The organism is Pseudomonas sp. AC172 (genome assembly GCF_979258595.1).
This window is the reverse complement of record NZ_OZ409868.1, coordinates 3,554,646-3,576,230: the sequence shown is the minus strand read 5'-3', so window position 1 is coordinate 3,576,230 and position 21,585 is coordinate 3,554,646. Positions and strand designations below refer to the sequence as shown.

19 protein-coding genes are annotated in these 21,585 nt (G+C 60.6%); 12 read left to right on the top strand and 7 right to left on the bottom strand.

Annotated features, from left to right (window positions below; translation table 11 throughout):
• Position 1 precedes the first annotated feature (1 nt).
• A complete protein-coding gene (locus ACZ0A4_RS16105) occupies positions 2-2,125 on the bottom strand; it encodes a TonB-dependent receptor plug domain-containing protein (protein ID WP_463575552.1) in 2,124 nt (707 codons plus the stop codon).
• Positions 2,126-2,321: 196 nt separating this feature from the next.
• On the opposite strand from ACZ0A4_RS16105, the gene ACZ0A4_RS16100 reads away from it, so the two are divergent.
• From ACZ0A4_RS16100 to ACZ0A4_RS16080, 5 genes are all read left to right on the top strand, one after another.
• Positions 2,322-3,347, top strand: a complete 1,026-nt coding sequence (locus tag ACZ0A4_RS16100; protein WP_038367513.1) for an NAD(P)H-dependent glycerol-3-phosphate dehydrogenase — start codon at positions 2,322-2,324, stop codon at positions 3,345-3,347.
• Between the two features lie 21 nt (positions 3,348-3,368).
• Positions 3,369-3,716, top strand: coding sequence for a DUF4389 domain-containing protein (locus tag ACZ0A4_RS16095; protein WP_463575550.1), 348 nt, complete (start codon positions 3,369-3,371; stop codon positions 3,714-3,716).
• Positions 3,713-4,165: a phosphohistidine phosphatase SixA gene (gene sixA / locus ACZ0A4_RS16090; RefSeq protein WP_463575549.1), complete on the top strand. Its 453-nt coding sequence runs from the start codon at positions 3,713-3,715 to the stop codon at positions 4,163-4,165. The genes ACZ0A4_RS16095 and sixA overlap by 4 nt, the downstream gene beginning before the upstream one ends.
• Positions 4,166-4,368: 203 nt before the next feature.
• Positions 4,369-6,024, top strand: a complete 1,656-nt coding sequence (locus tag ACZ0A4_RS16085) for an AMP-binding protein (protein WP_463575547.1) — start codon at positions 4,369-4,371, stop codon at positions 6,022-6,024.
• Positions 6,025-6,055: 31 nt separating this feature from the next.
• Positions 6,056-6,499, top strand: coding sequence for a hotdog fold thioesterase (locus tag ACZ0A4_RS16080; protein ID WP_463575546.1), 444 nt, complete (start codon positions 6,056-6,058; stop codon positions 6,497-6,499).
• A gap of 13 nt (positions 6,500-6,512) precedes the next feature.
• Here ACZ0A4_RS16080 and ACZ0A4_RS16075 read toward each other — a convergent pair whose 3' ends face one another.
• Entirely contained in the window at positions 6,513-9,479 is a 2,967-nt protein-coding gene (locus tag ACZ0A4_RS16075; protein WP_463575545.1) for an RHS repeat-associated core domain-containing protein, read from the bottom strand.
• A gap of 219 nt (positions 9,480-9,698) precedes the next feature.
• Between ACZ0A4_RS16075 and ACZ0A4_RS16070 the strand changes: the two genes are divergently transcribed.
• From ACZ0A4_RS16070 to ACZ0A4_RS16055, 4 genes are all read left to right on the top strand, one after another.
• Positions 9,699-10,505 carry an alpha/beta fold hydrolase gene (locus ACZ0A4_RS16070; RefSeq protein WP_463575543.1) on the top strand — a complete coding sequence of 269 codons (807 nt, stop codon included), beginning with the start codon at positions 9,699-9,701 and terminating at the stop codon, positions 10,503-10,505.
• Positions 10,502-11,356 carry an alpha/beta hydrolase gene (locus tag ACZ0A4_RS16065; protein ID WP_463575542.1) on the top strand — a complete coding sequence of 285 codons (855 nt, stop codon included), beginning with the start codon at positions 10,502-10,504 and terminating at the stop codon, positions 11,354-11,356. The genes ACZ0A4_RS16070 and ACZ0A4_RS16065 overlap by 4 nt, the downstream gene beginning before the upstream one ends.
• A 115-nt stretch (positions 11,357-11,471) precedes the next feature.
• On the top strand, positions 11,472-12,278 hold the full coding sequence (locus tag ACZ0A4_RS16060) for a DUF4892 domain-containing protein (RefSeq protein WP_141129564.1): 807 nt from the start codon (positions 11,472-11,474) through the stop codon (positions 12,276-12,278).
• Between the two features lie 69 nt (positions 12,279-12,347).
• Positions 12,348-13,400: an AI-2E family transporter gene (locus tag ACZ0A4_RS16055; protein ID WP_463575541.1), complete on the top strand. Its 1,053-nt coding sequence runs from the start codon at positions 12,348-12,350 to the stop codon at positions 13,398-13,400.
• A 537-nt stretch (positions 13,401-13,937) separates the two neighbouring features.
• Here the strand turns inward: ACZ0A4_RS16055 and xopAW are convergent.
• The 3 genes from xopAW to ACZ0A4_RS16040 all read right to left on the bottom strand — a co-directional run bounded on the left by xopAW (position 13,938) and on the right by ACZ0A4_RS16040 (position 16,830).
• A complete protein-coding gene (gene xopAW, locus ACZ0A4_RS16050) occupies positions 13,938-14,795 on the bottom strand; it encodes a XopAW family type III secretion system calcium-binding effector (protein ID WP_463575540.1) in 858 nt (285 codons plus the stop codon).
• Positions 14,796-15,031: 236 nt separating this feature from the next.
• Entirely contained in the window at positions 15,032-16,081 is a 1,050-nt protein-coding gene (locus ACZ0A4_RS16045; protein ID WP_463575539.1) for a sensor histidine kinase, read from the bottom strand.
• Entirely contained in the window at positions 16,081-16,830 is a 750-nt protein-coding gene (locus ACZ0A4_RS16040) for a response regulator (RefSeq protein WP_016983639.1), read from the bottom strand. The genes ACZ0A4_RS16045 and ACZ0A4_RS16040 overlap by 1 nt, the downstream gene beginning before the upstream one ends.
• A gap of 296 nt (positions 16,831-17,126) precedes the next feature.
• On the opposite strand from ACZ0A4_RS16040, the gene pyrF reads away from it, so the two are divergent.
• Entirely contained in the window at positions 17,127-17,825 is a 699-nt protein-coding gene (gene pyrF, locus ACZ0A4_RS16035; protein WP_463575538.1) for an orotidine-5'-phosphate decarboxylase, read from the top strand.
• A 126-nt stretch (positions 17,826-17,951) separates the two neighbouring features.
• Here pyrF and ACZ0A4_RS16030 read toward each other — a convergent pair whose 3' ends face one another.
• Positions 17,952-18,956 carry an NADP-dependent oxidoreductase gene (locus ACZ0A4_RS16030; protein WP_463575536.1) on the bottom strand — a complete coding sequence of 335 codons (1,005 nt, stop codon included), beginning with the start codon at positions 18,954-18,956 and terminating at the stop codon, positions 17,952-17,954.
• Entirely contained in the window at positions 18,953-19,090 is a 138-nt protein-coding gene (locus ACZ0A4_RS16025; protein WP_463575535.1) for a hypothetical protein, read from the bottom strand. The genes ACZ0A4_RS16030 and ACZ0A4_RS16025 overlap by 4 nt, the downstream gene beginning before the upstream one ends.
• Positions 19,091-19,185: 95 nt before the next feature.
• Between ACZ0A4_RS16025 and ACZ0A4_RS16020 the strand changes: the two genes are divergently transcribed.
• Both ACZ0A4_RS16020 and ACZ0A4_RS16015 read left to right on the top strand, forming a co-directional pair.
• Complete coding sequence (locus ACZ0A4_RS16020) at positions 19,186-19,947, top strand: SDR family oxidoreductase (protein ID WP_463575534.1); 762 nt, start codon at positions 19,186-19,188, stop codon at positions 19,945-19,947.
• Between the two features lie 189 nt (positions 19,948-20,136).
• Positions 20,137-21,537: an aminotransferase-like domain-containing protein gene (locus ACZ0A4_RS16015; RefSeq protein WP_463575533.1), complete on the top strand. Its 1,401-nt coding sequence runs from the start codon at positions 20,137-20,139 to the stop codon at positions 21,535-21,537.
• Positions 21,538-21,585: the final 48 nt, after the last annotated feature.

Here is a 21,585-nt window from a genome sequence, read left to right as displayed (position 1 = left end):
CCTAGAACTCCAGCTCGGCGCTGAAGTACATCACACGACGCTCGTCGTAATTGTTGTCGACGAAGGTGGTCGGCTCATGGTCTAGACGCTGTTGCAGTACGCCAGCCAGTTGCAGTTGTGCTTTGCCCAGCGCGATGCGTTTGGCGATTCGCGTGTCGACCCGCTCGAAGCGGTAACCGTTGAGCGCGTTGTCGCCGTAATAGAAGAGGGCGCTGTTCCAGCCGTGGCCCCAATCGCGCAGCCAACCGGCCGAACCGCTGTTACGCGAGGTGAATTGCTGATCCAGCGGATTGCTCGCCTCGGCGTCGACGAAAGCGTAAGTGAAGCGCAAACGGTCGGCCAGGCTTACGCGCCAGTCGAGCTGGGTTTCCATGCCGCGAAACCGTGAGCTGTTGGCGTTGCTCGCGATGTATTGGTTGTTACGTAGCGGCTCACTGATCATCCCGGTGATCTCGTCGTAGAACAGCTTCACATCCAGGGCCAGGCCCAGTTCGGCGAAATAGCCGTTGTAGCCCAGTTCCCGCGAGCGCATGTGCTCCTGATCGAGATCGCCGGGCCCTCGCGTCTTGACGAAGTAGCGCGCCGAAGACTGGCCGTAGGCGGAGGGTCGCAGGTTGCTGACCTGATAGCTCCAGTTGACGTTGTTCTCGAACATGTCCGGCGAGCGGATCGCCTCTGAGTACACCGCGCGCAGGCCATGTCGCGGGTTGATCAGGTAATTGACGGCAAATCGCGGCGTCAGCGAACTGCCGATCAGTTGCGTGTCTTCGAACATCGCACCGCCCTGCAACAGCCAGTGTTCCGTGGCACGCCATTCCAGTTGGCCGAACGCGCGCCACGTGGTGTCGTCCAGCGTGCCATTGAAGTAGGTTTCGGAGTCGGCGCGGTCGTAACGATAGTTCATGCCGCTGACCAGACGCAGGCTGTCGGACAGGCTGAGGGTGTCCTGCAATTCAAGGTCGTAGCGCGATTCGCGGGCGCTCTGGTCGATGTCGCCGCACAGGGTTCGACTTGCGCCGTTGCGCCATTGATCCAGCACCTGATTGGCCAGGGCCATTTCCTGCGGGGTGCCGGGCTCAGCGCCGGGGCCGGTGAACCGGGTGATGTTGCGCGCCAGGCGTTCGGTGTAATTCGGGTTGAGTTGCCACAACTGCGTCAGTTCAGGGCTGAACGACACTTCGGCATCGCAGGCGCGCCAGGTTTGCTGTCGATCCCAGTGTTGCGCCGAGCCTTGTATATAAAGGCTGTGTTCGGGGTTGATGTCGAGGTTCCAGCGCACCGAGCCGGCATAGTCCTTGGCGACCACGTCGGAATTGTTCCCGGCGGCAGTAATCCCGGAGAACACCGGGCGGTAGGTGTACGGCCGCTGGTTTGTCCCGTCCTTCGCGTTGACCTGCCAGTCGAGGCTCTGGTTATCGCTGAGGGTGTGGCTGACCGCAAGACTGAAACGGTTCAAGCGGCGGCTGTCACGGTAGTCGGCGCCGCTACGATCGCTGTCGAAGCCGTCATCTTCCTGACCGGACAGCGACAGGCGCAAATCACCGCCATTCCATCCGGTGCCCTGGCTGGCATAAAAGTCATTGATACCGCGCTGGCCACGGGTGTACTTCAACCGTGTGCCGTGGCTGTCCGCCGGGTGCCGAGTGATGATGTTGACCACTGCCATCAGCGCGTTGGCGCCGTAGCTGACGGTGTTCGGGCCGCGAAAAACCTCGATGCGCTCGATGTCTTCCATGGCCACCGGGATATCGCTCCAGTCCACCGTGGACAACCCGGCGCGATACACCGAACGGCCGTCGATCAACACCTGCATACGCCGTGCTTCGCTGGCGTTGGTGCCGTGATAATTGACCGCCGCCTGATTGCCGCTGATGTTGCCGACCATCATTCCCGGCACCAGGCGCAGCAGTTCGCTGATGTCGCGGGCACCGCTGGCGTTGATCAATTCGCTGTCGAGTACGGTCATGCTCCCGGGCACTTCCGCCGGGGTTTGTTTCAGGCGCGTGGCGGTCAGCACCTGCGGCAGTGCTTCGTTGTCCATGAACAGGTCGTCCGCCAGCACGAGCGGGCTGAACAGCAGCGCCAGTAAGACGGACGAACGCGGGGACGAAGAACCAAAAGACACGACACAACCTTGATAGCGAAGAATTGGCGCGCATGTTAACCGAGGGCAGTGACTTTTCCAGTCACGTTGCAGGCATTTTCCTAGGTTTTATTGGTCTTCTTCCTACAAGTGTCGGTAATTGTTGCTGGGGCTGGCCGCGCGTTGGCCGCCCCGTATAATGCCGGCATCGCCACTGGTATGGATTAACGGATTGCATATGACTGAACAGCGCCCGATTGCGGTCCTGGGAGGCGGAAGTTTTGGTACCGCCGTGGCCAATCTTTTGGCCGAGAACGGCCATCAAGTCCGGCAGTGGATGCGTGACCCCGAGCAGGCCGAAGCCATCCGGGTCAATCGCGAAAACCCGCGTTACCTCAAAGGCATCAAGATTCTGCCGGGGGTGACTGCTGTCACCGACCTGCAGGAAACCCTCGACGCCTGTGATTTGTGCTTTGTCGCGCTGCCGTCCAGCGCGTTGCGCACGGTGCTCGCTGCCCACGCCGAGCGCCTGAGCGGCAAGATGCTGGTCAGCCTGACCAAGGGCATCGAAGCGCAGACTTTCAAGCTGATGAGCCAGATTCTCGAAGAGATCGCCCCGCAAGCGCGCATCGGCGTGCTGTCCGGGCCGAACCTGGCGCGGGAAATTGCCGAGCACGCGCTGACTGCCACGGTGGTCGCCAGCGAAGACGAAGAGCTGTGCAAAGCCGTGCAAGCCGCGCTGCACGGTCGTACCTTCCGCGTTTACGCCAGCGCCGACCGTTTCGGTGTTGAACTGGGCGGCGCGTTGAAGAACGTTTACGCAATCATCGCCGGCATGGCGGTGGCGCTGGAGATGGGCGAGAACACCAAAAGCATGCTGATCACTCGCGCCCTCGCCGAGATGACCCGCTTTGCAGTGAATCAGGGCGCGAACCCGATGACCTTCCTCGGTCTGGCCGGTGTTGGCGATCTGATCGTGACGTGCTCGTCGCCGAAGAGCCGCAACTATCAGGTCGGCTTCGCTCTCGGCCAGGGTTTGAGTCTCGAAGAAGCGGTGTCGCGCCTCGGTGAAGTCGCTGAAGGAGTCAACACCCTCAAGGTGCTCAAGGCCAAATCCCAGGAAGTCGGCGTCTATATGCCGCTGGTCGCCGGGCTGCACGCGATCCTGTTCGAAGGACGCACGCTGGAGCAGGTGATCGGTCTACTGATGCGGGCCGAACCGAAAACCGACGTCGATTTTATTTCCACCAGTGGTTTCAACTGAGTGAGCCGGGAGTAGCAAGCCATGAATGATCCGAAAACCGAAGCCAAGTACGAATCCATCCTCCTGCGCGTGTTGTGGATGATCGTTTACGTGCTGGTCTGGCAAGTGGCGCAGTTCATCCTCGGCGCGGTGGTGCTGGTGCAACTGATCTATCGTTTGATCTATGGCGCCCCGAGCGCCAGCCTGATGAATTTCGGCGACAGCCTGAGCCAGTTCCTGGCGCAGATCGGTCGTTTCGGCAGTTTTCACAGCGACCAGAAACCCTGGCCGTTCGCCGACTGGCCAACGCCGCGTACCCCGGAAGGTGAAGCGCCGCACGCCGTCGCACCGGCGCCGCATCCGGTTCGAGATGTGGAACCCAAACTATGAAACTCTGGGTATTGCGTCACGGCGAGGCCGTGCCTTATGGCTCGAGCCCCGACTCCGAACGGGAACTGACCGATCACGGTCGCAAAGAAGCCTTGAACAGCGCCGCGCATTTGATCGGCCAGCCGCTGACGGCTATCTACGCCAGCCCTTATCTGCGTGCGCAACAAACCGCGCAGATTGTTCGCGAAGCGCTGGGTTTCGAGCCGGAGATTCGCACGGTCGAGTGGCTGACGCCGGAAGTTGATCCGGACAAGGTCACCGATCAACTGGTGTCGGTGAGCAATGTGTTGCTGGTCAGTCACAACCCGCTGGTGGGCAATCTGCTCAGCTATCTGCAGCATGGCGCCGGGTATCCGCCGGAGAAGGTCAGCACCGCTGGGCTGGCTGAACTGGAAAGCCCTGAGTTGCTGATCGGCTCGATGACCCTCAACAGCCTCAAACATCCGTAACGCTGATCCCTTGTGGGAGCGAGCCTGCTCGCGAAAGCGGCGTGTCATTCACCCTTTATGTGTCTGACAACCCGCATTCGCGAGCAGGCTCGCTCCCACATGGATTTCTGCAAACCCATGAAATTATTTGTTTGAAAATTCCAACCAAGCACTTGCTTGGTTGACTACGCTTGCTCCAGACCCAAAAAACAGGAGCGAGTCGCATGTCTGCCGCCTTCCGTTTGCCGCTGGACGTGTTTTACGAACGTGAGGCCCGGCACCCACGCCAGCGCTTCCTCGTGCAGCCCAGCGGCGGCGGTCAGATCGAAACGCTGAGCTGGGCTGACGTCGGCCATCAGGCTCGCTGCGCTGCGCACTGGTTGCGCGCCCGCGAGTTGCCGCAAGGCAGCCACATCGCCCTGATCTCGAAAAACTGCGCGCACTGGATCATCGCCGACCTGGCGATCTGGATGGCCGGGCACGTCTCTGTGCCGCTGTATCCAAACCTCACCGCCGACTCCGTCGCGCAAGTGCTCAATCACTCGGAAAGCGTCCTGGCCTTTATCGGCAAGCTCGACGACTGGCCGGGCATGTCCAAAGGCGTGCCGGCGGATCTGCCGACCATCAGCCTGCCATTGCACCCGCCCGGGGATTTCGATTTCAGCTGGGCAGACTTGCAGCGCAGCTCACCGATTCAGGACGATCCGCGCCCGGCCGCCGAGCAACTGGCAACCATCATTTATACCTCCGGCACCACCGGCCTGCCCAAAGGTGTCATGCACAGTTTCGCCAGTCTCGGCTTCGCCACGACGCGCGGCACACAACTGTTCGGGCTCAACGAGAACGACAGGCTGCTGTCGTACTTGCCGCTGTGTCACGTTGCCGAGCGAATGTTCGTCGAGTTGGCCTCGATCTATACCGGGCAGACGGTTTTCTTTGCCGAGAGCCTCGACACCTTCATAACCGATCTGAAGCGAGCGCGGCCGACCGCGATGTTCGGCGTGCCGCGCATCTGGACCAAATTTCAGATGGGTGTGTACAGCAAGATCCCGGCGCAGCGTCTGGAGTTTCTCCTCGGTCTGCCGTTCATTGGCAAGCGGATCGGGCACAAAGTGCTGGCGGGGCTGGGGCTGGATGCCTTGCGCGTGGCGCTTTCTGGCGCAGCGCCCGTCCCGCAGACCTTGCTCGCCTGGTATCAGAAGCTTGGTCTCGACGTGCTTGAGGTCTATGGCATGACCGAGGGTTGTGGCTACTCGCATATCTGTCTGCCGGGGCAATACAAACAAGGCTGGATCGGTAAGCCGTGCCCGGACGTCGAGGTGCGCATCGATGAGTTGGGCGAGGTGCAGGTGCGCAGTCAGGCGAACATGCTCGGCTATTTCAAGGAGCCGCTGAAAACCGCAGAGACGATTACCGAGGATGGCTTTCTGCGCACTGGCGACAAAGGCGAACAGGATGCTGAAGGGCGCTTGCGTCTGACCGGCCGACTGAAGGAAATCTTCAAGACCAGCAAGGGCAAATACGTTGCTCCGGCGCCGATCGAGAGCCGTTTGGCAGTGCATTCGCGCATCGAACAGGTCTGCGTGGTCGGTGACGGCTTGAGCGCACCGCTAGGGTTGTGTGTGCTGTCGACGGTCAATCAGGAGGAGGGGCGAGCGAGCCTGCATTCGAGCCTGGAAAAACTCCTCGAAGAGGTCAACGCCGTACTCGATAAGCACGAACGCCTGCGCCGTCTGGTGGTGGTCAAGGACAGCTGGGCGGTGGAAAACGGCTTTCTCACGCCGACCTTGAAGATCAAGCGCAATGTCATCGAAGACACCTATGGCGCCCGTTTTGAAGAATGGAGCGAGCGCAGCGAGGCGGTGCTGTGGCAGGATTGAGCGACCAATAAAACAACAAAGGAAGTCAGCGATGAGCTTGTGGCGAACCACTCCGAACATCGAGCAGTTGAACGCAATCCAGAAAAACACCATCGGAGAAGTACTCGACATCCGCTTCGAAGCTTTCGACGAAGAATCGCTGACCGCGAGCATGGTCATCGACCATCGCACCCACCAGCCCTACGGTTTGCTGCATGGCGGCGCCTCGGTGGTGCTGGCGGAAACCGTTGGTTCGATGGCCAGTTACCTGTGCATCGATGCCAGCAAGTTCTACTGCGTAGGGCTTGAAATCAACGCCAACCATTTGCGCGGCTTGCGCAGTGGCCGGGTGACGGCGGTGGCCAAGCCGATTCACATGGGTCGCACCACGCATGTGTGGGATATCCGTTTGACCAGTGATGAAGGCAAGGCCAGTTGCGTGTCGCGGTTGACCATGGCGGTGGTGCCGCTGGGGCAGACGCCACCTTCGCAATAAATCAGCTGCTATTTCACCGCCCCAGTACTCTCATGGGCAGATCAATCTCGTTGCGCATCTCGGGATGATAGCTGTCAGGTGTTGAACTCCTCCAAAGGCTGTTCTCGGCCGTGAACTGGTCGAGGGTGAAGTCTGCGTCATTGGCCCTGTACAGTTCGAAGGCGCCGCGCTGCACGTGTTGACCCAAGTAAGTCCGGGCCTCGGTGTGCGCAGTGAAACTGGCGACGACACCTGTCCGTACTGGATCGTCGATAGCATTTGTCAACGGCGCGGCGAGTGATGTCAGCGAGGCGGTTACCATTGCTCCGGCGGTGCGCGTCGTCGCGCCGTATAACAATTCCACCCCGTTCGGCATCGACAACTGATGTCGTTCCGGGACACGGTATGCACCACCTCGCAATGAATGGATCGCCGTGATGGATATACCGTTCAGGCCCTCTACGACTGCGCTGGCAGCGACTCCAGCGCCGGCTGCCATCTCTGTTCTGCCGGCGCCGCCTGCGAAAAGCAGCGTCGCATAAGGCACAGCTCGTAACACCGCTGTGGTGCCTGACGGGGCAAGTGTGACACTGGCGCCGATGTTGGCGAGCGTGCGTTGGCCGGCTTCTCTCGTCAGGTTCCCCGGTATGCTCGCAAGAATACCGATGGCGGTGAGGTTCAGCGCTTCCCGGTCGGCCAGATACGCATACAAAGGGGCCGCCGCTCCTGCGGCGGCGCCCGCAAGGCCAAAGACACCCGCCATGAGGGTCTGTACCGTGCGGCTCTGATTGCGACTGTTGGCAATCCGGCTGCCTGCCCCGACGCCCATGGCGCCGCCGACGAGCGCGCCGGCCAAGGTGCCGGCGATGGTCAATCCCAGGTTGACCCCGGGGTCGGGCGCCGAGTCGGGGTTGTCTGATGCCCATTGCTGCATGCCCTGCGCGGCAAAGTATCGAACGGTGCCTCCCGCCAGGGCACTCAACCCATCACGGGCAAAGGTGGCTAACGCCGCGCCGGTTCCCTCTCTGACGGTGATCAGCCCCTGAAAATCCACGTGTCCGATCGGGTTGCCGTGGACCATGGCGAACAGATTGAGCCCGTCCTGCACGCCAAGCGGGTCTGCATTGAGCCAACGCTGAAGCCACGGCGCGTAGTAACGGAAACCGTAATAATACAATCCGCTGGCATCCCGTTCCTTTCCCGAATAGCGCAGCGTTTTGTAGCTCGCCTCGACCTGACTGCGTCCTGCCCACCAGCAAGTGCCGCCGTAGGGGTAGTAGCTTTCCTGCGAGATGATCTGTGCCTGGGCATCCAGTTCCACTGTGCTGGAATTCAAGTGATCGGTGAAGTTATAACGCTGCTGATGCCGGGGCATGTCGTGCGGTGGTTCTGTTTCGAAATGCAGCACCTGTACGGTCGCACGGCCGGCCTTGATGGTGATGACGTGAACCGTCTGTTGCGGGTCGGTGCGGATTTCCAGTCCCGGCAGGTAACGGGTTTCACTGAGTCGTTGCAACGTCCCTGTGTAAGCCCCGTGGACTTTTCGCTGACGCTGACCATTAGCGTCATACACGTGATAGTCGATGTCATCCGGCTTATCTTCCCGGAGCACATGATCGACTTGCTTCAATCTGTTGCGTAGATCCCACTGCAAAGCTTGCCCGTCATGGAGAGCCACACGGTTGCCATTGGCATCATAAGCGGCGGCGATGTCTTTTTCGCCGGGGAGCTGGCCGTCGGGTTTCTCCGGCAGGCTGCGATTGCTCGAACTGGCGACAACCGTGCGCTCGGTGCGGTTGCCACTGGCCGCACGGTGTTCCATCAGCAGCATGTTGCCGGCGGGATCATAGGCGTAGGCACGCGTGTAATTTTCCAGTTGTTGCGGATCGACCGGAGAAATGAATTCCGGCAACTGTGGCCCGCCGGGTGCATTGCGAATCTGCCGGCCACTGGCTTCGATCAAGCGCGAGAGGCTGTCGTAACGGTAGCGGCAGATCGCTTCGGTACGCTGGTTGCGGTGATGGGTGGCCGCACCCGCACGATCGCTGATGCAGGTGATATTGCCGACCGCGTCATATTCGTAGCTCAGATCCTGCAGGATCGGCCCATTGGGAGTGCGAGTCAGCAGGTGCTGCAGGCGCCCGTCTTCAATACTGAACGTCACGCTGGACTCCACACCATTGCCGGCTCGCTGATGCTCCAGATGGCCGGAAGCGTTGTAGCGGATGTCGTTGACCAGTGGCTGGCTGTCGGTGTCGCTGGCCAGTCTCAAAAGGGTGGCTTTCAATTGGCCTGCCCGATCTTGCAGGAGCGTTTGCCGGTTGCCCATTGCGTCAATCTGGGCAATCAACTCACTCATGGCGTTGTAGCCGAATCGGGTAGTGGCGGGACCGGGATCCAGAAATACCTCGCGATCGGCTTCCAGCTCCGGCCAGTCCACGGTCCAGCGGGGTTCAGCGTTGAAAGTACGGCTCAGTTGCAGAGGTTGGCCGCTCATTGTGAGGTCAGAGAAAAGCAGGGTGCCAGCCGTATCGTCATGCCGAATCAATCGGCCGCAACGGTTATGGCCGTCTTCCCCTGTGCCTTCGAAGTAAGTGAAACGTTCGGTGCAGTACTCAGGTTCACCCTCTGATTGCTCGTACGTAGCGCTCGGACGCCGCAGGGCGTCATGGCGGGTACGGCTGTGGTTGCGCTTCTGGTCCCAGCCTTCAAGGTGAATGCCGTCTTCTGCGTTGAGGCGCAAGCGCCAGCCGGCGTCAGTGTTTTCGCTCAGGAGCACGGCGCTCGACAGACTGAATACATTGCGTTGGTTGGCAGGCATGTCCTCGAGGAAAAGTCTGGGGTCGCGATGGAGCACCGTACGACCGGCTGCATCATGAGTCTGTTGAGTAATGTAACCCTCAGGCGCCGAGATGCTGTCGCGACGGTGGTAACTCACATGTCGCAGAACCAGCCCGCGCGGGTCGAACGCCTGGATGGCAGGTGTATGAGCGTGCGTCATGGGGCCAGCAATCGGGTCAATGAGGATGAGTTTCTTATCGGGCCGCGCGCTACAACTGTCAACTGACAGAACTGACAGTTGACAACCCACACTTTCATGGCGGTGGATCAGGTATAGCCGTGGCGCGACTGTCATCATTCCTGGCAGTTACGGTCATTGCTCCAAGGCGCGGTCTTACGGACAATCAACGCCACGTTTTCCGCTCATGGATTTGCCCGCATGTCGCAACCGATCTTTTTCGCCCACGCCAACGGGTTTCCCTCGGGCACCTATGGCAAGTTGTTCGCGGCGCTGGCGCCCGAGTACCGGGTTGTGCATCTGGAGCAGCACGCCCATGACCCGCGTTTCCCGGCGGACGACAACTGGTACAACCTCGTCGACGAGTTGATCCACCATTTGCAGCAACAGGATCAGCCCGTGTGGGGCGTTGGCCATTCCTTCGGCGGCGTGCTGCATTTGCACGCGGCGTTGCGTTGCCCTGAGTTGTATCGCGGCGTGGTGATGCTTGATTCGCCCGTTTTGACCCGCACCGATCAGTGGGTAATTCGCGCGGCCAAGCGTTTTGGCTTCATCGACAAACTGACCCCGGCCGGACGCACGTTGGGGCGGCGCGAAGAGTTCGCCGATCTCGCCAGCGCACGTAGCTATTTCGCCGGCAAAACACTGTTCCGTGGTTTCGACCCGGAATGCTTCGATGCTTACCTGCAATACGGTTTGCATCAGGTCGGCGACAAGCTGCGCCTGCGCTTCGATCCCGCGACCGAAATCAGCATCTATCGCGGCGTGCCGCACACCAGCCCTGGTCGCACCCGACAATTGCAGGTGCCGCTGGCGGTAGTGCGCGGGCACAAGAGCCGCGTGGTCATGCGCCATCACACCCGTTTTGTTTCGCGTCTGGCCCAGGGCGAGGCGCTGAGCATGCCCGGTGGCCACATGTTTCCACTCGAACGGCCCCAGGACACCGCACGGCTGTTGAAGACGCTGTTTACCCGCTGGGAAAACCGTCAGGACAAGGATTGCGCATGAGCCCGACCTTTGAAGAAGTGCGCCTGAGCCTGCCGCATATCGAACTGGCCGCGCACTTGTTCGGGCCCGAGGACGGCTTGCCGGTGATTGCGCTGCATGGCTGGCTCGACAACGCCAACAGCTTTGCCCGTCTGGCGCCGAAGCTCAAAGGCTTGCGCATCATTGCTTTGGACATGGCCGGGCACGGGCATTCGGGGCATCGGCCAAACGGCGCCGGGTATGCACTGTGGGACTACGCCCATGACGTGCTGCAAGTCGCTGAGCAACTGGGCTGGAAGCGGTTCGGCCTGCTTGGGCATTCGATGGGCGCGATTGTTTCGCTGGTGCTGGCGGGGTCGTTGCCGGAACGCATCAGCCATCTGGCGCTGATTGACGGCGTGATTCCTCCTACAGACAAAGGCGAAAACGCCGCCGAACGTATGGGCATGGCCCTGCAAGCGCAACTGGATCTGCGCGAGAAACGCAAACCGGTCTACAACACCCTCGACCGCGCTATCGAAGCGCGCATGAAAGGTCTGGTCGCCGTCAGCCGTGAGGCCGCTGAATTGCTGGCTCAGCGCGGGCTGATGCCGGTGCCCGGTGGCTACACTTGGCGCACCGACAATCGCCTGACCTTGCCATCGCCGCTGCGTCTGACTCAGGAACAAGCCATGGCGTTCGCGCTGCGGGTCAGTTGCCCGGCGCATCTAGTGGTCGCGGCTGATGGCATGCTGGCCAAACATCCCGAGCTGCTGGAACGTCTACCCTTTAGCCGGGAACAGTTGGCGGGCGGGCACCATTTGCACCTGAACAACGAGGCCGGGGCGGACCTTGTCGCAGACTGTTTCAATCGGTTCTTCGCCATTCCTTGACTTGCTGCGGGCAACTGTCGAGGCTGGTCGGGTTGAAATGGGAGACAACCACGATGGATTTTTACACCGCTGCGACCTCGAATTACTCAGTCATGCCGATCCGATGAGCCTGACTATGCGGTCACTCAGTCTGTTGGCACTGTGCTGTTTCAGTACCGTTTCATTCGCCGCCGATGTGCCGGGCAGTCAGGATCTGCAGATTGTGCCGCGTCTGGCCGATGCACAGATCGTCGACTATCGCCCGCCGGTTGAACTGGAACGGATCTATCCGCTGGGCTCGATCCGCAAGATCAGCGGGCAACTGCGCTTCGACGGCCAGGTCACCGCCCGTGGCCAGACCACTTCGGTGACCTACGAATTGCCGCCCGAACACTCCGCCACCGAAGCCTTCACCGCTGCTCGCGAAGCCCTGCAAAAACAGGACGCCGAATTGCTGTTCTGGTGTCAGGCCCGTGATTGCGGCGAAAGCAGCCTGTGGGCCAACGAGGTGTTTGGTAATTCCAAACTGTATGGTGCTGACGAGCAGCAGGCCTACCTGCTGTTGAGGCTGGCGGCACCACGTGACAACACGCTGGTGGCGCTATACAGCATCACTCGCGGCAATCGCAAAGCTTATCTGCATGTCGAACAGTTCGAGGCGGTTGCACCGCTGGGTGAACTGCTGCCGACCTCGGCGACCCTGTTGCGTCAACTGAAAAGCACCGGTGAGCTGGATTTTCCTGATCGGGTGAATGAGCCTGATGACACCTGGCTACGCCTGATTTCCCGTGGTCTTAACCTCGACACGACGTTGCGTGTGACGGTGTCCGGGCCCAAGGCCGAAGCCTGGCGCCAGGCTCTGATCAATCAGGGCGTGCGTGCGGCACGCATGGAAACCGGCAGTGTCGAAGGCTCTGGCCTGCGCATCGATCTGTTGCGTTAAGCTGTTTCAGGCGAGCACGCGCGGCGTGTTCGCCTACTCTTTGCCTGACTGACCTTTTCGAGACCTCACATGCTCAATAATGATCGCCTGCTGGTGCAGATCCTGTTGCTGGTGTTGTTTGGCGCCAGCCTGTGGGTGATGGCGCCGTTCTGGTCGGCGCTGTTCTGGGGCGCGGTACTGGCGTTTGCCAGTTGGCCGCTGATGCGCCTGCTGACCCGTTGGCTGAACGGCCGTGAGTCGCTGGCTGCGGGTATTCTGACGCTGGGCTGGATGTTGCTGGTGGCCGCGCCGCTGGTGTGGCTGGGGTTCAACGTGGGGGATCATGTGCGTGATGCCACGGCGTTTATCAAGGATGTGCAGGTCGATGGTCTGCCGGAAGCGCCGGTGTGGCTGGGGACTGTACCGTTTGCAGGCGAGCGTCTGGTCGGATTGTGGAACAGCATCGATCAGCAGGGCGCCGCATTGATGGTGTCGATCAAACCTTATCTGGGGCAGGTCGGTAACTGGCTGCTGGCGCGCAGTGCGCAGATCGGTGGCGGGATTCTCGAGCTGACGTTGAGCATTGTCTTTGTGTTCTTTTTCTATCGTGACGGGCCTCGGCTGGCGGCGTTTGTGCACAGTCTGCTGGAGCGCTTGATTGGTGATCGTGCCGGGTATTACATCGAGTTGGTGGCCGGTACGGTGCAGCGCGTGGTCAACGGGGTAATCGGCACAGCGGCGGCGCAGGCGGTTCTGGCGTTGATCGGGTTTTTGATTGCCGGGGTGCCGGGGGCGTTGGTGCTCGGGATCGTTACCTTCCTGTTGAGTCTGATTCCGATGGGGCCGCCGTTGGTGTGGGTGCCGGCGACGGCCTGGCTGGCGTGGAAGGGTGAGTATGGGATGGCGGTGTTTCTCGGGATCTGGGGGACGTTCATCATCAGTGGCGTGGACAACGTGCTCAAGCCGTATCTGATCAGTCGCGGGGGGAATTTGCCGTTGGTGATTGTGTTGCTTGGGGTGTTTGGCGGGTTGATTGCGTTTGGGTTTATCGGGTTGTTTATCGGGCCTACGTTGTTGGCGGTGGCTTATAGTTTGTTGACGGATTGGAGTAAGAGTCAGTCTCGGGTTGAGGAGCGGCGCTAGCGGTTTTGGGTTTTGGGTGAATATCCGTTGCTGCGGTAACGGCGGCTTAGGGTTCCGCCCTTACGGCGGGTCACCTTTTCCAGACGCCGAAAAGGTAACCCAAAAGGCTTGCTCCTGCGTGCGGCCCGCTCGCTGGGGCTCGGGGTTCCTTCGCTCCGGGATCGATCCGGACGCAGCGCCTACGGTTTGCTTCGCTGTACCTCCTCTCGCTGTGTTTGGCTGCGCCAAACGGTCGCTGCGCTCCCACGCCCGGATCAATCCCGGAACGAAGCCTTCCGACGTCGCCCGTGGATCAAGATCAAGATCAAGAGCAGGCGAGCTGACACTCGGCCTATTGAGTGGTGAAGAGCGGGTGTTCGGCTTTGGTTTTGTGGTGGATTTGCCTCTCACCCCAGCACTCTCCCGAGGGAGAGGGGGCCGAAATGTGTGCTTTTCAAAGCCTCAGTTCAACGCGGTATTGCACGTCGGCGTAGCTCTCCCAATCACCTCACCCTAACCCTCTCCCTCCGGGAGAGGGTTAGGGTGAGGGGCGTCGACTCAAGTCGCCACATTCAAATACTTGCCCACCGACGCCGTTTTCTCCAGCGAGTACTGTTTACTCAGATTGGCAATCATGCGGTTCAGCGCTTCAGTAGTGCTCTGTGTCGAAGCGGTCTGTTCTTCGTCAGGCCGTTCTCGACCCGCCTGTAAAGCCGCTTTCAGCTCGTCGCTGCTGACACCGCCGCTGCTGTCGCTATCGAGAACCTTGAGCAGCGCGGCACTGGTGTCGGTGCTGGTCGTTGCGGTGCTGTTGTTGCTGGTTTGCAGTGCGCTGCTGAGTTCTGTCGCGGTCACGCTGCCGTCGCCATCGGCATCGAGCTGGCTGAACAGTTCGTCGCTGTCAATTTGTGGTGGCGGAGGTGGCGGTGGGGTCAGGCTGGCGGTGAGTTCGTCCTGGCTGACGGTGCCGTCCTTGTTCTTGTCCAGGGCGGAGAAAATTTCGTTGCTGTCGGCGGTGCTGCCGGCGCTGTTCAGGCCGCTGCTCAGTTCGTCGCTGCTGATGGCGCCGTCGCCATCGGTGTCGAGGGCGCTGATCAGGGCGTCGGCGAGGTCGGTGTCTGGTGCCTGATCGTGTGGCGGTGGCGGAGGTGGCGCCATGGCGGTCATTTCTTCAGCGCTGAGGCTGCCGCTGTCATCGCTATCCAGATCGCCGAATTGTTTGCTCAGATTGACCAGCAGGCCGTCGTCGGTCTTCTGCGACAAGGCGCTTTTCAGTTCGTCCTGGTCCACCGCGCCGTCGCCGTTGCTGTCGAGTTTGGCGAAGAGTTCTTTTTGCAATTGCTGGCTGCGGGCGTTTTGCGTGGAGGTGCTGCTGGTGCTGGTATAGCTCGTGTAGTTGCTGACGCTACCGATCATCGGACTCACTCCCTGGAATGGAAAGCCGGTGGGTGTACCGGCTTATGCAGCGTCAGGGCGCAAGTTGTCGGGGGTATGTGGGATTTGTACCGGTTGGTACACACGATGCAATGAACACCGCCGAACCCCTGTTGGAGCGAGCTTGCTCGCGAAGAGGCCGGTACACCCAAAAGAGATGTTGGATCAGCTGAGGCCTTCGCGAGCCGGCTCGCTCCCACAGTGAGTCGGTGGTGCTCTCAAGTGCGTGGCAGGCGAATGACGGCAGTGAGGCCGCCGCCGGGGGTTTCTTCGAGGTTGAGCTGGCCGCCCAGACGCTGCGCCGCCTCGCGAGCGATGGTCATTCCGAGACCGACGCCGCCGGAGTTGCGATTGCGCGAGCCTTCCAGTCGATAGAAGGGCTCAAACACCGCTTCACGCTTGTCCTCGGCAATCCCCGGCCCGTGGTCGATCACGCGTATCAGCAGTTGCTCGCGCTGATCGTGCAATTCGATGCGTGCCTGGCCGGCGTAACGCAGGGCGTTGTCCATGAGGTTATTGATGCACGAACGCAGTGCCATCGGCTGTACCGCTAACGGTGTGCAGTGGCCGCTGACCTGTACGTCGGCGCCTTGATCCTGAGCGTTTTCGCACAGTGACTCGACCAGCGCCTGCACATCCATCAATTGCAAGGCTTCACTGGTGCGCTGTTCGTGCAGATAGGTGAGAGTGGCGTCGAGCATGCCGATCATGTCGTCCAGATCCTGACGCATCTGGCCTTGCAGCTTTTCATCGCTGATGTTTTCCAGGCGCAGTTTCAGGCGTGACAACGGTGTGCGCAGATCGTGGGATACGGCACCGAGCATCCGCGCGCGCTGCTGCACCTGTTCGCGAATGCGCCGTTGCATCAGGTTGAAGGTGTGCGCCGCTTGCCGTGCTTCGCGCGGGCCGGACTCGTCGAGCGGCGGACTGTCGAGGTCTTCGCTGAGGCGTTCGGCGGCGTCACTCAGGCGCTGAATCGGGCGACTGAGCAGTTTGGCGCCGTACCATGCCGCGATCATCAGAGTGATGAACTGAAAGGTCAGCGGCACCACCGGCCCACCGAACCATGGACGCGGTGGCCGTGGCGGGTAGCGCGGGTCCTGCGCCATCGGTTGGCCGTCGGCGCCCTGGGAGAACCCAGGAGGTGGCGGGGGCGGGGGCGGGCCGTAGAGATGGAACCAGGTGAAAGCCAGCAGGTGCGCGAGGACGATCGCCACGAACAGCACGCCAAACAGGCGACCGAACAGCGTGTCGAAGCGCGCCCGCATCAGCCGATGTCCCGTGCGTCGAACAGATAACCCTCACCGCGCACGGTTTTGATCAACTGCGGGGCTTTCGGATCGTCGCCGAGTTTCTGGCGCAGACGCGACACCAGCAAATCGATGCTGCGGTCGAACGCTTCGATCGAACGACCACGGGCCGCGTCGAGCAATTGCTCGCGGCTGAGCACCCGGCGCGGGCGTTCGATAAACACCCACAGCAGGCGGAATTCGGCGTTGGACAGCGGCACCACCAAGCCATCGTCAGCGATCAACTGTCGCAGCACGCTGTTCAGGCGCCAGTTGTCGAAACGGATGTTGGCCCGTTGTTCGGTTCGGTCATCACGCACCCGACGCAGAATCGTTTGAATGCGGGCGACCAGTTCGCGCGGTTCGAACGGTTTGGCCATGTAGTCATCAGCGCCCAGTTCCAGGCCGATGATGCGGTCGGTCGGTTCACAGCGGGCGGTGAGCATCAGGATCGGTATGTCCGATTCGGCGCGTAGCCAGCGGCACAGCGACAAACCGTCTTCGCCGGGCAGCATCAGATCCAGCACGACAACGTCGAAATGCTCGGCCAGCAGCGCCTGACGCATTGCCGCACCGTCGGTGACGCCGCTGGCGTGGATGTTGAAGCGCGCAAGGTAATCGATCATCAGCTCGCGGATCGGCACATCATCGTCGACGATCAGCGCGCGAATACTCCAGCGCTTGTCGTCTTTAGGCTCATCCGTCGCGGTCATTTGGGTGTTGTGCATGAGGCTGTTCATCTGCCAGTAGGCCGCCAACCACAAAAGATGGGCTGCGAGGTGGTGGGTTCAGCATAGGCGTCCGGCCGTGAGGCGGGAAGTGCTGATGTAAGGACGTATTGCGGCTGGCGAGGCTAGCGCGGGTGCGTGTTGGCGGCATGTCGGTTGTGTATCGGAGTCGACACAATAGCAGCGAGCGCTATGCTGATCACGGTCGACGCGACGATTTACCGATCATCGGGTGCCGCGCCGCCGCCGGTTCCGCTACAATGCGCGCCGATTTCGACCTGCCTGAGAGCCCATTCATGTCCGCCTGCCAGACTCCTATCATCGTCGCCCTGGATTTCCCCACCCGTGACGCCGCACTGAAGCTGGCCGACCAGTTGGACCCGAAGCTGTGCCGGGTCAAAGTGGGCAAGGAACTGTTCACCAGTTGCGCTGCAGAAATTGTCGGCACCCTGCGTGACAAGGGTTTTGAAGTATTCCTCGACCTGAAATTCCACGACATTCCCAACACCACCGCGATGGCCGTGAAAGCCGCCGCCGAGATGGGCGTGTGGATGGTCAACGTGCATTGCTCCGGTGGTATGCGCATGATGGCCGCTTGTCGTGAGGAGCTGGATAAGCGTAGCGGCCCGCAACCGTTGCTGATCGGCGTGACCGTGCTGACCAGTATGGAGCGTGAAGATCTGGCCGGTATCGGTCTGGATATCGAGCCGCAGGAACAAGTGCTGCGTCTGGCCGCGCTGGCCGAGAAGGCTGGCATGGACGGTCTGGTGTGCTCGGCGCTGGAAGCCACGGCATTGAAAACCGCACATCCGTCACTGCAACTGGTGACCCCGGGGATTCGTCCGGCGGGCAGCGCGCAGGACGATCAGCGCCGCATTCTGACCCCGCGTCAGGCGCTGGATGCCGGTTCCGATTATCTGGTGATTGGCCGTCCGATCAGCCAGGCGGCGGATCCGGCCAAGGCGCTGGCGTCGGTTGTAGCTGATATCGCGTAAGCCACACTGAAGATCCAAATGTGGGAGCGAGCCTGCTCGCGAATGCGGTGAGTCAGTCGATGCAGATGTTGACTGACACTCCCTTTTCGCGAGCAGGCTCGCTCCCACATTGGTTTTGTGGTGGCCTTAAACCTTCAACACCAACTTGCCAAAGTTCTCGCCGCTGAACAATTTCATCAGTGTTTCCGGAAAGGTCTCCAGGCCTTCGACGATATCTTCCTTGCTCTTTAGCTGCCCCTTGGCCATCCACCCGGCCATTTCCTGCGCGGCGCTGGCGTATTGCGCGGCATGGTCCATCACCACAAAACCTTCCATCCGCGCGCGATTGACCAGCAGCGACAGGTAGTTGGCTGGCCCCTTGACCGCTTCCTTGTTGTTGTACTGGCTGATCGCGCCGCAGATCACTACACGCGCCTTCATGTTCAAACGGCTCAACACCGCATCAAGAATGTCGCCACCTACGTTGTCGAAGTAAACGTCCACACCTTTCGGGCATTCGCGTTTAAGCCCCGCTACGACATCTTCGGACTTGTAGTCGATGGCACCGTCAAAGCCCAATTCGTCGATGAGGAATTTGCACTTGTCGGCGCCGCCGGCAATGCCAACCACACGGCAACCTTTGATCTTGGCGATCTGCCCGGCAATGCTGCCCACTGCACCCGCAGCGCCGGACAACACCACGGTGTCGCCAGCCTTCGGCGCGCCGACATCGAGCAGGGCGAAGTAGGCGGTCATGCCGGTCATGCCCAGCGCTGACAAATACACCGGCAGCGGTGCGAGTTTCGGATCGACCTTGTAGAAACCTCTTGGCTCGCCGAGGAAATAATCCTGCACGCCGATGGCGCCGTTGACGTAGTCGCCGACGGCAAACCCAGGATTGTTCGAGGCGATGACTTTGCCTACGCCCAGCGCGCGCATGACTTCGCCGATACCCACCGGCGGGATGTAGGACTTGCCCTCGTTCATCCAGCCACGCATCGCCGGGTCGAGGGACAGGTATTCGTTCTTGACCAGAATCTGGCCCGCCGCCGGTTCGCCGACCGGTAATTCCTGATAGGTGAAGGTCTCGCGGGTAGCCGCACCCACCGGGCGTTTAGCGAGCAGGAACTGGCGATTGGTCTGGTTGGTCATGACAGGCACTCGAACGGAATGAAGCCTTGTTGATAGACCCTCGACAGCATCGGCGCAAGGTTGGCTGATGCGGCGAATGCACGCCGATCCAGTGCAGTGATGATCACCAGGCCGGTTTTATCACTGCGACGCATGGGCACATAAACAGCCATTGGATAGTGCTGACGCTCCTCATACCTCAATGGCTATGCTGCAAATCCCCTGCATCTACCCCTCCGAGGACACAACAATGAGCATGACGTTTTCCGGTCAAGTTGCCGTAGTCACTGGCGCGGCCAACGGCATCGGCCGCGCGACCGCGCAGGCGTTCGCCGCCGAAGGCCTGAAAGTGGTAGTCGCCGACCTGGATGCGGCAGGGGGCGAGGGCACGGTGGCGCTGATTCGTACAGCCGGAGGCGAAGCGACTTTCGTGCGCTGCAACGTGATCGTCGAAAGCGAAGTGAAGAATCTGATGGACGAGGTCATCAACACCTACGGCCGTCTCGACTACGCCTTCAACAATGCCGGCATCGAAATCGAAAAAGGCAAACTCGCCGATGGCTCGATGGATGAGTTCGACGCAATCATGGGCGTCAACGTCAAAGGCGTCTGGCTGTGCATGAAGTATCAACTGCCGCTGTTGCTGGCGCAGGGCGGTGGGGCGATCGTCAACACCGCCTCGGTAGCGGGACTGGGCGCGGCGCCGAAGATGAGCATCTATGCAGCGTCGAAGCACGCGGTAATCGGTTTGACCAAATCGGCAGCCATCGAATACGCGAAGAAGAAAATCCGTGTCAACGCGGTGTGTCCGGCGGTGATCGATACCGACATGTTCCGCCGTGCCTATGAGGCCGATCCGAAGAAAGGCGAGTTCGCCAATGCGATGCACCCGGTCGGTCGTATCGGCAAAGTCGAGGAAATTGCCAGCGCCGTGTTGTACCTGTGCAGCGACGGTGCCGCCTTCACCACCGGCCACTCGCTGGCAGTGGATGGCGGCGTTACCGCATTCTGAACATGGCGCAAGTAAAAAAGCCCGCATTCTTGCGGGCTTTTTTGTGAATCACGGTCAGTTCCGTGAAGCCCCTTAAACAATGTGTATCAAACCGTTAGAACGGTCGCTTTTGGCGGCGTTGTCGCACAGCCTGTCCGGCGCGGCTGTGATTTACTGCCGCCAGCAAAATGGACAGGAGTTTGCTTGCTCATGGAATTGAGAATTGATCGACAGGCAATGGTGCCGGTCGTGCAGCAGATTGTTGACGGACTGACGGAGTGGATCCTGCAAAGTGGTGTGCCGCCAGCTACCCGTTTGCCTTCGGTTCGGCAAATTGCTCGAGGCAATCTGCTCAGTCAGTCGTGTGTGGTCGAGGCGTGTGAACGGCTGGTATCGCAGGGTGTTTTGAGTTCATGCCAGGGCACCGGGTTCATTGTCGCTGCCGCGCCAGCGAGGCTGGGTGCAGAGGATGAACTGGCGCCATTCGAGGGCCGGTTTGCCTGGTGCGATGCAGTCTGCGAGGCCGCAGGCGGCTTGAAACTGGGGGCCGGTGGTCTGCCGCAAAGCTGGCGCGAGCCTGACGACCTCAGCTATGCGCTGCGCGAGGTGGCGCGCACCGACATGGCCAGCCTGTTCAACTACAGCACACCCCTGGGGCTTCCAGCGTTGCGCGAGCAGATCGTCAAACGTCTGAAGCTGTTCAGTATCGAGGCCCGCAGCTCGCAGTTGCTGAGTACCGGCGGTGCCAGCCATGCGCTGGATCTGATCGTGCGCACCTTGTTCAAGGCCGGAGACTGCGTGGTGGTCGAAACACCGGGGTACGCGCCGCTGTTTGATCTGCTGCGTCTGCATGGCGTGCGTATGCTAGAGGTGAGTCGAACCCCGAACGGGCCGGATATCGAAGCGCTGGAGGCGTTGCTGCAACAGTTTCGGCCTGTCGCGTTATTCATCAACAGCCATCATCACAATCCCACCGGAAGTTGCCTGTCGCCGAGTGTGGCGCAACGCATCCTGCAACTGAGCAAGACCTACGATTTGCGCTTGATCGAAGACGATGTCTACGCAGACTTGCATACCGGTAACGGTACACGACTGACGGCGCTGGACGATGAGAGCCGAGTTATCTACGTGGGCAGTTTTTCCAAAACGCTGAGCAGTTCCTTGCGGGTCGGGTTCGTTTGCGCCGACAGCGACATGGTCAGGCGCCTGGCGCAGGTCAAGATGATCAGCGGCTTGGGTGCGTCGAGGTTCACCGAGGCAGTGCTGGCCAGTCTGATGGTCAGCGGTGCTTACCGCAAACTGGTGCAGCGTCAGCGTCAACGCCTGAATGCCGATCGCGCGGCCGCACTGCAGGCGCTGGAGGACGCCGATTGGGAGGTTTTCGGCAAGCCTGCGGGTGGCTTGTTCATCTGGGCGCGCTCGCGCATGGCCGATCAGATTCGGGTGCGCTGGCAGGCTCAACGCTGCGGTGTGTTGCTGTCAGCGTCTGATGCATTCAGCCCCAGTGGCGAGTCGAGCGACTGGCTGCGCATCAACGTCGCCTACGCGTGTGATCCACGGGCCCGGCAGTTTTTTCGCCACACCGGTTCGGATCGACCTCCAGTGTTCTGAAAACGACGCGGGCGTAGCTTTTTGCCATTATTCCGACGCCAGAGACTT